11 protein-coding genes and 4 pseudogenes are annotated in these 12,908 nt (G+C 53.1%); 9 read left to right on the forward strand and 6 right to left on the reverse strand.

Features of this window, described 5'->3' with window-relative positions; translation table 11 throughout:
• The first annotated feature begins 51 nt into the window (after positions 1–51).
• Together AU509_RS14825 and AU509_RS14830 are read left to right on the forward strand one after the other, a co-directional pair.
• Positions 52–342 carry a hypothetical protein gene (locus tag AU509_RS14825; protein ID WP_094118709.1) on the forward strand — a complete coding sequence of 97 codons (291 nt, stop codon included), beginning with the start codon at positions 52–54 and terminating at the stop codon, positions 340–342.
• Positions 336–497, forward strand: a pseudogene (locus tag AU509_RS14830) (transposase); the annotation flags it as partial. The gene AU509_RS14825 and the pseudogene AU509_RS14830, both read left to right, overlap by 7 nt.
• A gap of 664 nt (positions 498–1,161) precedes the next feature.
• Here AU509_RS14830 and AU509_RS14840 read toward each other — a convergent pair.
• Positions 1,162–2,067 (reverse strand): hypothetical protein, encoded by a 906-nt coding sequence (locus AU509_RS14840; protein ID WP_094118711.1) that lies wholly within the window; start codon positions 2,065–2,067, stop codon positions 1,162–1,164.
• A 416-nt stretch (positions 2,068–2,483) separates the two neighbouring features.
• Between AU509_RS14840 and AU509_RS14845 the strand changes: the two are divergent.
• A pseudogene (locus AU509_RS14845) lies at positions 2,484–3,298 on the forward strand (CPBP family intramembrane glutamic endopeptidase).
• Between the two features lie 14 nt (positions 3,299–3,312).
• Here AU509_RS14845 and AU509_RS14850 read toward each other — a convergent pair.
• Positions 3,313–3,762, reverse strand: a complete 450-nt coding sequence (locus AU509_RS14850; protein WP_094118712.1) for an NUDIX hydrolase — start codon at positions 3,760–3,762, stop codon at positions 3,313–3,315.
• Positions 3,763–3,966: 204 nt separating this feature from the next.
• Between AU509_RS14850 and AU509_RS14855 the strand changes: the two genes are divergently transcribed.
• The 5 genes and pseudogenes from AU509_RS14855 (at position 3,967) to aguA (ending at position 8,797) form a co-directional block, all read left to right on the forward strand.
• Positions 3,967–4,434 carry a 2TM domain-containing protein gene (locus AU509_RS14855; protein ID WP_094118713.1) on the forward strand — a complete coding sequence of 156 codons (468 nt, stop codon included), beginning with the start codon at positions 3,967–3,969 and terminating at the stop codon, positions 4,432–4,434.
• 99 nt (positions 4,435–4,533) lie between these two features.
• The gene (gene fieF / locus AU509_RS14860) at positions 4,534–5,436 is read left to right on the forward strand and encodes a CDF family cation-efflux transporter FieF (RefSeq protein ID WP_094118714.1); all 903 of its coding nucleotides are present in this window, start codon (positions 4,534–4,536) and stop codon (positions 5,434–5,436) included.
• A 225-nt stretch (positions 5,437–5,661) separates the two neighbouring features.
• Positions 5,662–6,573, forward strand: coding sequence for a 6-phosphofructokinase (gene pfkA / locus AU509_RS14865; RefSeq protein WP_254901599.1), 912 nt, complete (start codon positions 5,662–5,664; stop codon positions 6,571–6,573).
• A gap of 234 nt (positions 6,574–6,807) precedes the next feature.
• Positions 6,808–7,691 (forward strand): annotated as a pseudogene (gene aguB, locus AU509_RS14870) (N-carbamoylputrescine amidase).
• Between the two features lie 3 nt (positions 7,692–7,694).
• A pseudogene (gene aguA, locus AU509_RS14875) lies at positions 7,695–8,797 on the forward strand (agmatine deiminase).
• Between the two features lie 64 nt (positions 8,798–8,861).
• Here aguA and tpiA read toward each other — a convergent pair.
• Together tpiA and AU509_RS14885 are read right to left on the reverse strand one after the other, a co-directional pair.
• Positions 8,862–9,629: a triose-phosphate isomerase gene (tpiA, locus tag AU509_RS14880; protein WP_026740879.1), complete on the reverse strand. Its 768-nt coding sequence runs from the start codon at positions 9,627–9,629 to the stop codon at positions 8,862–8,864.
• A gap of 126 nt (positions 9,630–9,755) precedes the next feature.
• On the reverse strand, positions 9,756–10,346 hold the full coding sequence (locus AU509_RS14885; RefSeq protein WP_094118715.1) for a DUF1454 family protein: 591 nt from the start codon (positions 10,344–10,346) through the stop codon (positions 9,756–9,758).
• Positions 10,347–10,510: 164 nt separating this feature from the next.
• On the opposite strand from AU509_RS14885, the gene AU509_RS14890 reads away from it, so the two are divergent.
• Complete coding sequence (locus AU509_RS14890; RefSeq protein WP_094118716.1) at positions 10,511–10,933, forward strand: DUF805 domain-containing protein; 423 nt, start codon at positions 10,511–10,513, stop codon at positions 10,931–10,933.
• Positions 10,934–10,936: 3 nt separating this feature from the next.
• Here AU509_RS14890 and fpr read toward each other — a convergent pair whose 3' ends face one another.
• Positions 10,937–11,683, reverse strand: a complete 747-nt coding sequence (fpr, locus tag AU509_RS14895) for a ferredoxin--NADP(+) reductase (RefSeq protein ID WP_094118717.1) — start codon at positions 11,681–11,683, stop codon at positions 10,937–10,939.
• Between the two features lie 164 nt (positions 11,684–11,847).
• Entirely contained in the window at positions 11,848–12,858 is a 1,011-nt protein-coding gene (gene glpX / locus AU509_RS14900) for a class II fructose-bisphosphatase (RefSeq protein WP_085651739.1), read from the reverse strand.
• Positions 12,859–12,908: the final 50 nt, after the last annotated feature.

Below are 12,908 nucleotides of genomic sequence, written 5' to 3' on the forward strand. Positions count from 1 at the left end.
CTGAGCAGTCCCTGTGAGTTGTTGAACGATAGTGAAACGTTGTGTGTGTAGATGATAGACCCTGTTTTCCTTGCCATAGACACCATCCCTGTCTATTTGCCCTCCTTGATGGAGGGCTTTTTTTTGGCTATTTCCGGTAAACACCTTTCAAAACAAAAAGATATAAACCAAATGCAAGCGGTTAGCATGTGGACGGATACAGGCCAAAAACCGGTTTTTTCCTCAAGTGTGGACACCATGGGGTCACTTTTTACAGCGCGTATCCCGGATATGTGTGAATCGCAGACTCAGTCCTTGCACGACGGCTTTTTTCCTTTGTCAGATTATCAATATCCTATCTGAGAAAGAAAAAATTGTGGGGAAATCACTTCTGGCAAAGAGGGTATTTCGTGGACTCGGTAGGAGCGAACGAAGAGATTATTCGCAGATATGTCAGGTATCAGGACAAGGTAGCGAAAGAGGAAGCGGAAAAACAAATGCAACTGGGGTTGGAATAATAGTGTTTAAGCCCCCTTTTAGGGGGCCGTGTCAAAGCCGCCTTCTATGAAGGCGGATTTTTACTTAAATAGCAAAAAATTAAGTGTAAAAAGGATCTCAAGAATATCTTCAATGAGATTATGCCTTTTCCTTTTTACCATCGGCAATACCTTTGGTACGGCAGGCTCTACACCACATCTGAGAGCCCCCCCTTCAGGTACATTTCTAAAACTAAATAAAGGCTCAATCTCTTGATACGTTGTAGCCATAACAGGATTAAACTTATAGTCATAATCAGAACAATGGCATTGATGGGGTAATGTTATTGTTCTGATCACAGATAATCCCCAGTATTTAACTAAACAACTAATAAGACTATAAAACAAAGTAATACTAAAATAATTATAAACGAAAAGATAACAAATCAGTGGTTATCTTATCTTTTTAAAAATTAAAAGAATCATAATCATACAGATAGGAAAAGCAATAAATGAAGCCCAATAAATTGAATCTATGTGTTCTTGCATCAATTCCACAATAGCATTGTGATATTCAATAGATATATTCTTCTCTGAAGAGTACATGATATCCTTATCAAAGGATATTGCACCGACCCCACCAACCAGCAAATAATAAAATAAAAATGAAAGTGAAATACTGAACCATCGTATAAACGTTTTGCTTTTACTTGTTAACATCATGCATTCCTTCTAATAATCCACCAAAAGTACCTCCAGAATAAGGTGATACTTCTCCGATACTTGAGGAAACTTCAGAGACGCTCCTACCCACAACCATTTCAAGTGTATTTTCACTTATAGGTGTATGGTTATCGATGTTAGGATACTGTTTTTTAAACTCACTGGTCATATCAACAACAAGCATGGATTGCTCTTTGCTTTTCTTCTCTAAATACCTTCGCAGTGATACAGGTATTGCAAAATCTTCTTCATACTTGATATACAGCTGAGAGTTAGTTGTATACCCATTTTTAAAGACTTGTGATCCAGCGATCTTTACGCCTTTTGTTGCATGGGTTGTACAGTTCACGCCAGTGACATCGTATTGATCAATAGTGTGTCCATTTCTTTTAGTACTGTCCTTCATAAATGGAGTCTCTTTTGCTTTTACTCCTGAATGCCACAATTTTTCAAAGTACATTCTTGTAATCACCGGATCTGCGTCTGTAATTATGAACGCTTTGGCTTCCATCTTGTATAATTCTTCTCGATAATATTTTCTCGCATCTTCAAATTGCAAAAAATTAAGAATACCATCACCGACAACTCCGGCAATACCAGACCGTCTACCGAATCGGCCATAAGTGAAAACAGAAGCATTATTACCCTCATGAACAGAGACAAAAGCGTGTCCTGTCCCCTTAATTTCTGTCCAGATAAAGACACCGTTCTCTAATGGGTTATTTTCTTTTTTGCACTGTTGTATCTGATCGACCCATTCTCCTTTTGCGGGGGTGAGGTAAATGGGGTCATCTTTGAGGTACGTTACGGGTTCTGGCTTAATATTTTCCCGGGGATTCTGCCATAGGCCTAACCCGCGGCCATATTGCATAAATTTATTGTGCTCCACTAAATCCGCTCCATGTGGTTTTTGCGTCCATAAATATGTTATTAATGAATAGGTTACCATAACGCTTGTTACGCGCAACGCTTCAGCCGCCCCCAAAGTGTTTCGATGCCCTGGAATCGCTTTGTCGCATAGTTATGCATCCGAATTCCCGGCAAATGTTTTACTACACGAACATTCGCTGTGGCGCTGCGGGTTCTCTTTCCCTCTCTTCTCCCTCCTTCACCTAAACCGCGCCTTAATCACAGGCCATGTTTACCGCATTTCGCGCGGAATTACCGCTAGGGTACATCACGTATTATTTTGCGCTACGAAGTAGATGGTGTGGCGTAGCCTTGTCTGAGCGATGATGCTATTCCGGCGGTCAGATTGGTCGGCGGAAACGATGCATCATCAAGAAGCATAAACGGAGAGTTAAGATGGCGTGTCTGCTAGGGCTGGCGCTTGTTGTGTTGGCATTACATCACACCGTCGCTGGGGTGTTGCTGGCATTCACGTTACTTTGTGCCTGGTTGCAGGGCGTTATCACACTGCCTGCCGTGGGGACGCTCTGCGTGGCGATGTTGATAGGATATTGGCTGCATCGCTATCGGGACAGAACGTGGATTGCGGTCGGCGGCGAAGGGCTTTTAGTTCTGCTTTGTGTACTGCTGTTTTTGCATCTGGTGCCCGGTTTTCACAACCCCAAAGTGCTTGAGCATGTTGTGGCGGGTCCGCACAGTGCCCCTTTTTCGCTCTCTTACAATCTTGATAAGGCTATCGCGCCCTTCCTGCTGTGGATGGCGATCCCCGGTCTGTTTTACAAGGCGACGTCTGTCTCAAGGCCGTGTTGGCAGTGGGGGCTACTGATGCTGACGATGCCGGCCCTGTTGCTGCTGGCCGTCGCCCTCGGTGGCTTACGATTCGAGTGGCATTGGCTGTATGGCTGGGCCAGTTTGTGTTGGCCAATCTTCTTTTCGTTTCTCTGGCGGAAGAAGCGCTGTTTCGCGGTTATTTGCAAAGACGCCTGACGGAATGTGCCGGCCCTCTCCCCGCGCTGATCGTGACCGCGACGTTATTTGGTCTGGCGCACTTTCAGGCTGGGCCGCTGATGATGATTTTCGCCGGGCTGGCAGGACTGATCTACGGGGCAGCCTGGTGGTGGAGTGGTCGGCTGTGGGTCTCGACGGCGTTTCATTTCGCGTTGAACCTCATCCATTTGCTGTGCTTTACCTATCCCTTTTTTGTGCGCTGACGCCCTTGGGCGTCTTAATCCGAGAGATGTTTCTGTAGCAGTGAGAGCAGGTTATCGGGGTAAACCGTATCGTCTGTCAGGGCCAGTTCAGCAAAAGACCACCATGCGTACTGGCTTATGACGCGTTTTTCGTTGTCGCTCCAGCCGCTGGCGTCGATCTCTGCGTGGTCGACGCGGACAATAAAGAAGTGTTCTTCGGCGATGACCTCTTCACCGTTATCCAACCTCATAGAGAATGTCTGCGTGGCGATACAGGGGGAGAGTGATGCCGTCGCGAATCCAGTTTCTTCCCAAAGTTCCCGTCGCGCCGCTTCTTCAACGCTTTCTCCGCTTTCAACGGCACCGCCGGGAGTGGCCCAATAAATTTGCCCCGCCAGAGCATCCCCGTGATGGGAGAACTGAAACAGCAGAACGCGTTGCGCCGGGTCGATGACCAAAAGTCGGGAAGCGGGACGGTGTCTCATGGGAGGAAGCCTTAATTACAGCGTAGAGTGATAGCGCGATTGTCTGCTGAAGTCGGCGATCTGTCTACGGCGCTCAGCGCGGGCGACACCGGTCGGCGGCAGGGTGTCTGTGCGCTGTCACGTTATTGTCGGGTGGCTGTCGTGTTGCATAGAGCGTGCGGGGTATACGCTCATCGGCGTGTTTTACCATCATGGGAAAGAGAGATGAATCCGATAAAATCGTTACGGCTCAACCGGGCCTGGTCGCAGGAGCAGCTGGCTGAGCTGTCTTCATTGAGCGTCAGGACAATACAGCGCATAGAAAATGGCGAACGCGCGAGTCTGGAAACCCTCGGTGCGATTGCCGCCGCTTTTGAGGTCAAGGTGTCGGCGTTGATGGAAAATGGCGCGACGCCGCAGAGGGCGGGTGAACCGCTGGAGCAGCGTATTCAAGACGCCCGGCATCAGGTGCGTGAAGAAAGCCGCTTCTGGCGTGGGGTGATGTTGTTCATCGTGGTTAATCTGGCGCTATTTGTCATCAATCGACTCGCCGCTCCCCAAAGCCACTGGTTTCTCTGGCCGCTGCTGATCTGGGGCGGGATTCTGGCGCTGAGAGCGATAAAACTGTTCCTGCTGCGTGGGCGGCTGGCGCGATGGGAACAAGCACGACTGCAAAAAATATTGCGGCGTTAGAGCCTGTTTCCAAAGACACGTTAACTGCCAAAAGCGCCTGTTCGGATCCCATCAGCCCGATCCGCTATACTTAACGTCTTGTTTTCATGGGAGGTGGGTATGGATTCACGCTACGGGCGCCTGGTGACGACAGCCGCTATTCTGGCGACCGCAACGGCGCTGTCGCTTTTTGCTCTGAAGGTTTTTGCGTGGTGGTATACCGGGTCGGTCAGTTTGCTGGCGTCTTTGGTCGATTCGTTGGTGGATATTGCCGCCTCATTAATCAACCTGCTGGTGGTGCGCTATTCATTGCAGCCGGCGGATTCCGAGCATACTTTCGGTCACGGCAAGGCCGAGTCACTCGCCGCGTTGGCTCAGAGCATGTTTATCTCTGGCTCGGCGTTGTTTCTGCTGCTGACCGGTTTCCAGCACTTGATTTCTCCCCAAGAACTGAAGGATCCGGCCGTCGGGATGTGGGTAACGATAGTCGCGCTGATCGTGACGGGGTTCTTGGTCGCATTCCAGCGCTGGGTGGTGGCCCGTACCCACAGTCAGGCGGTGCGCGCAGATATGCTGCACTATCAATCCGACGTGATGATGAACGGTGCGATTCTGGTCGCGTTGGGGCTCAGCTGGAAAGGCGTGACCTGGGCGGATGCCGTTTTCGCGCTCGGGATTGGCGCATATATTTTGTACAGCGCTTTACGGATGGCGTACGATGCCATTCAAGCCCTATTAGATAGAGCGCTGCCGGATGAAGAACGGCAGGAAATTACCGATATCGTTGCCGCGTGGCCGGGCATCAGCGGCGCTCATCAGCTGAGAACGCGAAGAGCGGGTCCCACCCGGTTTATCCAGCTGCATTTAGAAATGGAAGATACCCTACCGCTGGTGGAATCTCATCAGATTGCGGACGATTTGGAGAAAGCATTGCTGCAACGCTTTCCTGATGCCGATATCATTATTCACCAGGACCCAATATCGGCTGTTCCCGACGCCCAGCGCGGGTGGTGGAACATTTGATTCAACAGAGAATTATCACGTAGGCGTTATATTTTTGTAAATATGTGATACTCCACAGGGAAATTATTGGTCTTTAAGCCTGACTTGAATCAATTCAGCCGAGGGTATTTGTTATAAAATGCGTACAAGAAGGTGAGAGGTTTGCGTTGTCGGTGTTGAATGCCGCAAACTTCGCGCACGATATCAAAAATCTGCGAATTAACATCTACAAATCCAGAGGTTGTCATGATTAAGAAAATCGGAGTACTCACAAGCGGTGGCGATGCGCCAGGCATGAACGCAGCTATCCGCGGTGTGGTGCGCGCTGCATTAACGGAAGGACTGGAAGTTTATGGAATTTATGATGGCTATCTGGGTTTGTATGAAGATCGCATGGCGCAGCTTGACCGTTATAGCGTGTCAGATGTCATCAACCGCGGCGGTACATTCCTAGGCTCTGCCCGTTTCCCTGAATTCCGTGAAGAATCCGTGCGTCAGGTCTGCGTAGAAAACATGAAAAAACGCGGTCTGGATGCGCTGGTGGTGATCGGCGGCGACGGCTCCTACATGGGCGCCAAACGTCTGACCGAAATGGGCTTCCCTTGTATCGGTCTGCCGGGCACTATCGATAACGATGTGGCAGGTACGGACTACACCATCGGTTACTTCACCGCGCTCGACACGGTCGTTGAAGCGATTGACCGCCTGCGCGACACGTCTTCTTCTCACCAGCGTATTTCCATTGTTGAAGTTATGGGCCGTCACTGCGGCGACCTGACGCTGGCGGCAGCTATCGCTGGCGGCTGCGAGTTCATCGTGGTGCCGGAAGTCGACTTCAAAAAAGAAGATCTGGTCGCTGAAATCAAAGGCGGGATTGCCAAAGGGAAAAAACACGCTATCGTTGCCATCACCGAACTGATGTGCGATGTGGGCGAGCTGGCCAGCTACATCCAGCAGGAAACCGGGCGTGAAACGCGCGCCACCGTGCTGGGCCATATTCAGCGCGGCGGTTCTCCGGTCGCTTACGACCGCATTCTGGCTTCCCGCATGGGCGCTACTCCATTGAACTGCTGCTGCAGGGATACGGCGGTCGTTGCGTGGGGATCCAGAATGAAAAAATGGTTCACCATGATATTATCGACGCAATTGAGAACATGAAACGTCCGTTCAAGGGCGACTGGCTGGAAACGGCGAAAAAACTGTTCTGATTGAGTGTTGGCCCGTTGTGGCAGGGTGTATAAAATCCCGTCCCTTAGGGGGCGGGATTTCTTTTGGCTGTCATCCGCAGGCACAGGGTGATAGGTTGACCTAAACTTTTATTTGGCGCTGATTGAATTAGCCTTTTCCGGCGGTTCAGCAAGAGCATAAACGCAGAAATTATCGAGGTTTCGCATGACAAAAGTGACTGTTGCCGCCACGCAGATGGCCTGCACTTGGGATCTGCCCAAAAATATCGAAAACGCGGAAAAACTGGTACGGCAGGCGCACGCGAAGGGTGCGCAAATCATCCTGATCCAGGAGCTGTTTGCCGCGCCTTATTTCTGCATCGACCAGAATCCTGAACACTACGCGCTGGCGCAGAGCTCGATAACAGTCCGTTAATCAAACATTTCTCCGCACTGGCCGCCGAGTTGGAAGTGGTGTTGCCGCTGAGTTTCTTCGAGCGTGCCAATAACGCCTACTACAATTCGCTGGTGATGATCGATGCGGACGGCAGCGTGCTGGACGTTTATCGTAAAACGCACATCCCCAACGGCCCGGCCTATCAGGAAAAGCAGTTCTTCATTCCTGGCGATACCGGCTTCAAAGTGTGGCAGACCCGCTACGCCAAGGTGGGCGTGGGCATCTGCTGGGATCAGTGGTTCCCGGAAACCGCCCGCAGTCTGGCGCTGATGGGCGCAGAGATCATTTTCTACCCGACGGCCATCGGCTCCGAACCGGCTTTCCCAGACTGGGACAGCCAGCCGCACTGGACGCGTGTACAACAGGGGCACGCCGCCGCCAACCTGGTGCCGGTGGTGGTCTCCAACCGTATCGGCACGGAAGCCAGCAAGTATATCGACGGGCTGGAAATGACGTTCTACGGCTCTTCTTTCATCGCCGATCAGACCGGCGCGCTGGTGCAGCAGGCCACCCGTACCGACGAAGCGGTGCTGGTGCACAGTTTCGATCTGCAGGACATCGCGCAGATGCGTGCAACCTGGGGGCTGTTCCGCGACCGTCGCCCGGAAATGTATGATGTTATCGGGACTTCCGACGGCAAAACCTGGAGATAAATCATGTCACAGCTGACCACCCCGTTTCAGGACGGTTTCGCCATGCCCGCAGAGTGGGCTCCGCAGGAAGCGGTCTGGATGCTGTGGCCGTATCGCCGCGACAACTGGCGATCTGTCGGGGAGTTGATCCCCGCGCAGCAGACTTTCTCTACCGTTGCGGCGACGATTGCCCAGACGACCCCGGTTATCATGGGGGTCCCGGCGGCAGAGATGGCGCATGCTCGGAGTATCATGCCGGCCAGCGTCACGCTGGTTGAGATTGAGAGTGACGACGCTGGATGCGCGACACCGGGCCGACGATCGTGTTGAATCCCGCGGGTAAACGCGGCGGCGTCGACTGGCAGTTCAACGCCTGGGGCGGAGAGCTGGGTGGTTTGTATGCGGACTGGCGTCGCGATGAAGAGGTCGCGCAGCAGGTTCTGGCCTACCACCACGATGCTCGTTATGTCGCTCCGCTAGTGTTGGAAGGCGGCTCTATCCATACCGACGGCGAAGGTACACTACTGACGACGGCGGAATGCCTGCTGAATCCCAACCGCAATCCGCATCTGGATAAGGCGCAGATTGAGCAACTGTTGACGGACTATCTGGGCGTATCCGCCTTTATCTGGCTGGAGTCCGGCGTTTACAACGACGAGACGGATGGGCACATCGACAACATGTGCTGCTTCGTGCGTCCCGGCGAGGTGGCGTTGCACTGGACCGAAGATGAAAACGATCCTCAGTATGCGCGGTCTATGGCGGCATATCAGGTGCTCTCCAAGGCGCGAGATGCCCACGGTCGACATCTGAAAATCTGGAAACTGCCCGCGCCGGGTCCGCTGTATATGACGCAGGCGGAAGCGGAAGGCGTTGATGTCGATGGGCAAGCGATTGAACGTATCGCAGGTTCTCGTCTGGCGGGCTCCTACGTCAACTTCCTGATCAGCAATCGTCAGGTGATTTATCCGTTGCTGGATAAACGTACGGACCGTCAGGCTCATGCGCTATTGCAGCAGATGTTCCCCGATTATCTGATCAGCGGCGTCCCTGCGCGTGAAATATTGCTGGGTGGAGGAAATATCCACTGCATCACCCAGCAGATCCCCTCAGCACGCGCGGAATAATCTGCCCATAAAAAAACGGCTCCTCGAAAGGAGCCGTTTTTCACAGCGAATAAAACCGTGGGCGTTACGCGCCTTTGGCTTCTGCTGCGGCTTTCACGATCACGGCGAAAGCGTCTGCTTTCAGTGATGCGCCGCCAACCAGCGCGCCGTCGATATCCGGCTGAGTGAAGAGTTCAGCTGCGTTAGACGCGTTAACGGAACCACCGTACTGGATGATGACCTGTTCTGCTACCGCAGCATCCTGTTTAGCGATGTGGCTACGGATGAATTTGTGGATAGCCTGTGCCTGCGCCGGAGTGGCGGATTTGCCAGTACCGATAGCCCAGATAGGTTCGTAGGCGATGACAGCATTTTCAAACGCTTTGGCGCCCAGCGTGTTCAGAACGGCATCCAGCTGACGAGCACAAACGCTTTCAGTCTGACCCGCTTCGTTTTCTGCTTCAGTTTCACCGATGCACAGGACCGGAGTCAGACCGGCTTCTTTCAGTACGCCGAATTTTTTAGCAACGAATTCGTCGCTTTCTTTGTGATAGGTGCGGCGTTCTGAGTGACCGATGATGATGTATTTAGCGCCGATGTCTTTCAGCATGTCGGCAGAAGTTTCGCCGGTGAATGCGCCGGAAAGGTTTACATCAACGTTCTGCGCGCCCAGGGCAATACGGCTGCCAGACAGTTCGTGCTTAGCCTGACCCAGGTAAACAGCCGGTGGAGCGATAGCTACGTCACAGCCCGCAACTGCGGTCAGTTCATTGCGCAGACCCGCAATCAGTTCGTGAACCATGTGGGTGCTACCGTTCAACTTCCAGTTGCCCATGACTAAGGGATGTCGCATCTTTTTTCCTCCAGACGGATAGCAAGTTAATCAATACGTCACTGCCGCTCGGCAGTGTAACCTGACGACAGTATAAAGATGAAAAGACCTCGTGGCTCTGTTTTTCGTGCCTAATAGCGGCTTTGATCAATATTCTGCCAGCGTGAGCTTAATCGGTTCAACTGCGAACGTTAGCCCTTTTTCGCCCCCATCTGCCACCACATAACGCAGCGCCCCCTCCTCCTGCTGGAAGAAGGGATGCCCTTTGCCTTGCGTCAGCAGGGTATCGACTTTTTTCAGGCTTTGTTCGCGCGTCAGGGAGGGGACGAACACCCGCAGCAGCGCGGCCATATACTCCTGCGCCTGTTTGCGTCGGCCCGCCTCATCAGGATCTTTCGAGCCCGGCAGTAAGGTGATTTGCAGCGTTTTGATCTTGCCCGTGCCTTTCTCAAGTGCGGTAGAGGAGTAGAGCATATCGCTAATCTTGCTGGCGGCGCGGGTCAGCATAGGTGAATCTTCGTTGGTCTCTACGACCCGATATTCCCCAATCGGCAGCGTTGGATTGCTGAGATTATAGCGAGTGCGAAACTGGACGATGGTCATGTCGAACGTTGGCGAGCCGGCCAGCAGATAGGGCGCAGCAGGACCTTTGTGCTGAAACAGCGCATCTGCCCTGACGGCGCTGGCCTGATGTATTCCGGCGGTGAGCAAGCAAAGGATAAGTAGAGATTTTTTCATAGCGTGTTCGTTAATATCGTCGCAGTAGCCGTTATGCCGTAAAGCGGCCTTGTGATTAAAGCGGTATTAGTTAGGGATTGTCAAAATTCGCGTAAAAAATACGAGAGAAACTGTTCATTAAGGTAAACTCGTCGCCAGAAAACAGCTATCGGAATAGGCTTGAGATGACAGTGCAACAGTGGTGTTTTTCTTTTCGTGGCCGTCTTGGGCGGCGCGAATTCTGGCTGTGGATGGTGACCTGGGTGGTGCTGACGGTTGCGCTCTTCGCAGTGGCGGGGCAGAACTGGTTGCCGACTCAGACTGCCGCCTTCGCGCTGGTGGCGCTGATGTGGCCTACCTCTGCCGTACTGATAAAACGGCTGCACGATCGCAACAAGAGTGGGTGGTGGGCATTGCTGCTCGTGTTGGCGTGGCTATTGGGCAGCGGCAATTGGTATATGCTGCCCTCGCTGGGACAGTGGGGGCTGGGGCGCTTCCTGCCCTCGTTGATCGGTATCATGATGTTGCTGGACTGCGGCTATTTTGCCGGGACGTCGGGCGCAAACCGTTTTGGTCCAGAGCCGGAGCCGCTGCGGCTCCGCTCCTGAGATTTACCAGTAGTTTTCGCCGGTAATGTTGCCGGGCCGACGGCGCAAATGTTTCGTCATCTGGCGCTCATCTTTCAGCAGTTGCTGAGTATCTCGCACCATCTGTGGATTGCCGCACACCATGACATGACTGGTGGCGGCATCCATCGGCAGACCGACCGCCGCTTCCAGCGCGCCGCTTGCGATCAGCGCCGGAACGCGTCCGGTGAGTGAGCCAACCGATTCTTCACGACTGACGACCGTTTGGATATGCAGCTTGCCGTTGTAGCGCTGTTGCAGCTGTTGCATGTGCGGCAGATAGCTGAGATCGCGGGCAAAGCGCGCCGCATGGACTAAAACGATGTTCTTGAAGCGTTCTACGTCGCGGCCTTCTTCCAGAATGGAGAGATAAGGACCGATGGCTGTGCCGGTCGCCAGCATCCATAGTGTGTCGCAGGGCGGCACTTCTTCCAGCACGAAGAAGCCAGCGGCTTCCTGCGTGATAAGCAGTTCGTCGTTCTCTTTAAGCTGATGCAGACGGGGGCTGAGTTTGCCTTCCGGCACATCCACCAAATAGAACTCCAGCGTATCGTTGCTGGGTGCATTCACGTACGAGTAAGCGCGTTGAACTCGCTCGCCGTCCACATCCAGCGCCAGCTTGGCGTACTGCCCGGCGGTGAATGTATTGACCGGTGCGCGTACCCGGAGGCTGAACAGACTTTCCGTCCAGTTTTCTACCTCAACCACCTTTCCCGTTAGCCATACTGCCATAGTTCGAATACTCCTGTTGCAGCCTGCCGCGAGCGGCACGATATCCCGATCTGAAAATAAATAAACATGGCTGTGCATGGTTTTTTTCAGATGCAGAGCCGATGTGCGTCGGCCCCTAAGATACGCGATCTTTTAACAGCTGTGAAACAGTGTGAGTTTAGGTTTCATAACAGAAATTCATGTAGCGCCTGATCTTTACGATCGAGGTAGTGGGTAGACCGGATCCGGCGAATGGTGCGGGATTTACCTCGGATCAACAGTGTTTCCGTGGTGGCCATGTTGCCGCTGCGGGCAATGCCTTCCAGCAGATCGCCTTTAGTGATACCGGTAGCGGAGAAGATGACGTTGTCATTGCGAGCCATATCGCCGAGTGCCAGCACGTTGCCGGCTTCGATACCCATTTCGCGGCAGCGCGCCAGTTCCTGCTCGCCGATACGGCGATTTTCTTCGTTGTCGCCTTTCACTTCGTGGCGAGCGAGCAGGCGGCCCTGCATATCGCCGTCCAGTGCCCGGATCACGGCGGCAGAGATAACGCCTTCGGGTGCCCCGCCGATGCCGTACAACACGTCAACTTCGCTGTCTGGCATACAGGTGAGGATAGAGGCGGCGACATCGCCGTCCGGGATCGCGAAGACTTTGACGCCCAGGCGCTGCATGTCGGCAATGATGGCGTCATGTCGGGGCTTGGCCAGCGTGGTGACCGTCAGCTCATGCAGCGGTTTGTTCAGCTGTTTGGCGATCGCGCGCAGATTGTCTTCCAGCGGACGGTTCAGATCGATCGCGCCTTTGGCCTGAGGGCCGACGATCAGTTTTTCCATGTACATGTCCGGCGCGTGCAGAAAAGCGCCTTTCTCCGCCACCGCCAATACGGCGAGCGCGTTAGCCTGACCCATGGCGGTCATACGGGTGCCCTCAATCGGGTCGACGGCGATATCCACTGCATCGCCCTGACCGGTTCCTACCGCTTCGCCGATGTACAGCATGGGGGCTTCGTCGATTTCACCTTCGCCAATGACGATCTGACCGTCAATGTCGACCTGATTCAGCATAATGCGCATGGCTTGAACCGCCGCGTTGTCCGCCGCGTTTTTGTCGCCGCGCCCCAGCCATTTGTAACCGGCCAGCGCCGCTGCTTCGGTGACGCGGGAAAACTCGATGGCTAATTCACGTTTCATGGATATCTGTCCGTTATCTCTGGCAAGAATAAGTGCGGCAATATTATCAC

Source organism: Lonsdalea britannica (assembly GCF_002111595.1).
GTDB lineage: Bacteria > Pseudomonadota > Gammaproteobacteria > Enterobacterales > Enterobacteriaceae > Lonsdalea > Lonsdalea britannica.

Excerpts from the sequence above, each read along its gene's own strand:
- fpr (WP_094118717.1), bottom strand. The coding sequence starts at position 11,683 with ATGGCAGTATGGCTAACGGGAAAGGTGGTTGAGGTAGAAAACTGGACG.
- pfkA (WP_254901599.1), top strand. The coding sequence starts at position 5,662 with ATGATTAAGAAAATCGGAGTACTCACAAGCGGTGGCGATGCGCCAGGC.
- tpiA (WP_026740879.1), bottom strand. The coding sequence starts at position 9,629 with ATGCGACATCCCTTAGTCATGGGCAACTGGAAGTTGAACGGTAGCACC.
- fieF (WP_094118714.1), top strand. The coding sequence starts at position 4,534 with ATGGATTCACGCTACGGGCGCCTGGTGACGACAGCCGCTATTCTGGCG.
- AU509_RS14850 (WP_094118712.1), bottom strand. The coding sequence starts at position 3,762 with ATGAGACACCGTCCCGCTTCCCGACTTTTGGTCATCGACCCGGCGCAA.
- AU509_RS14855 (WP_094118713.1), top strand. The coding sequence starts at position 3,967 with ATGAATCCGATAAAATCGTTACGGCTCAACCGGGCCTGGTCGCAGGAG.
- AU509_RS14890 (WP_094118716.1), top strand. The coding sequence starts at position 10,511 with ATGACAGTGCAACAGTGGTGTTTTTCTTTTCGTGGCCGTCTTGGGCGG.
- AU509_RS14825 (WP_094118709.1), top strand. The coding sequence starts at position 52 with ATGATAGACCCTGTTTTCCTTGCCATAGACACCATCCCTGTCTATTTG.
- glpX (WP_085651739.1), bottom strand. The coding sequence starts at position 12,858 with ATGAAACGTGAATTAGCCATCGAGTTTTCCCGCGTCACCGAAGCAGCG.
- AU509_RS14885 (WP_094118715.1), bottom strand. The coding sequence starts at position 10,346 with ATGAAAAAATCTCTACTTATCCTTTGCTTGCTCACCGCCGGAATACAT.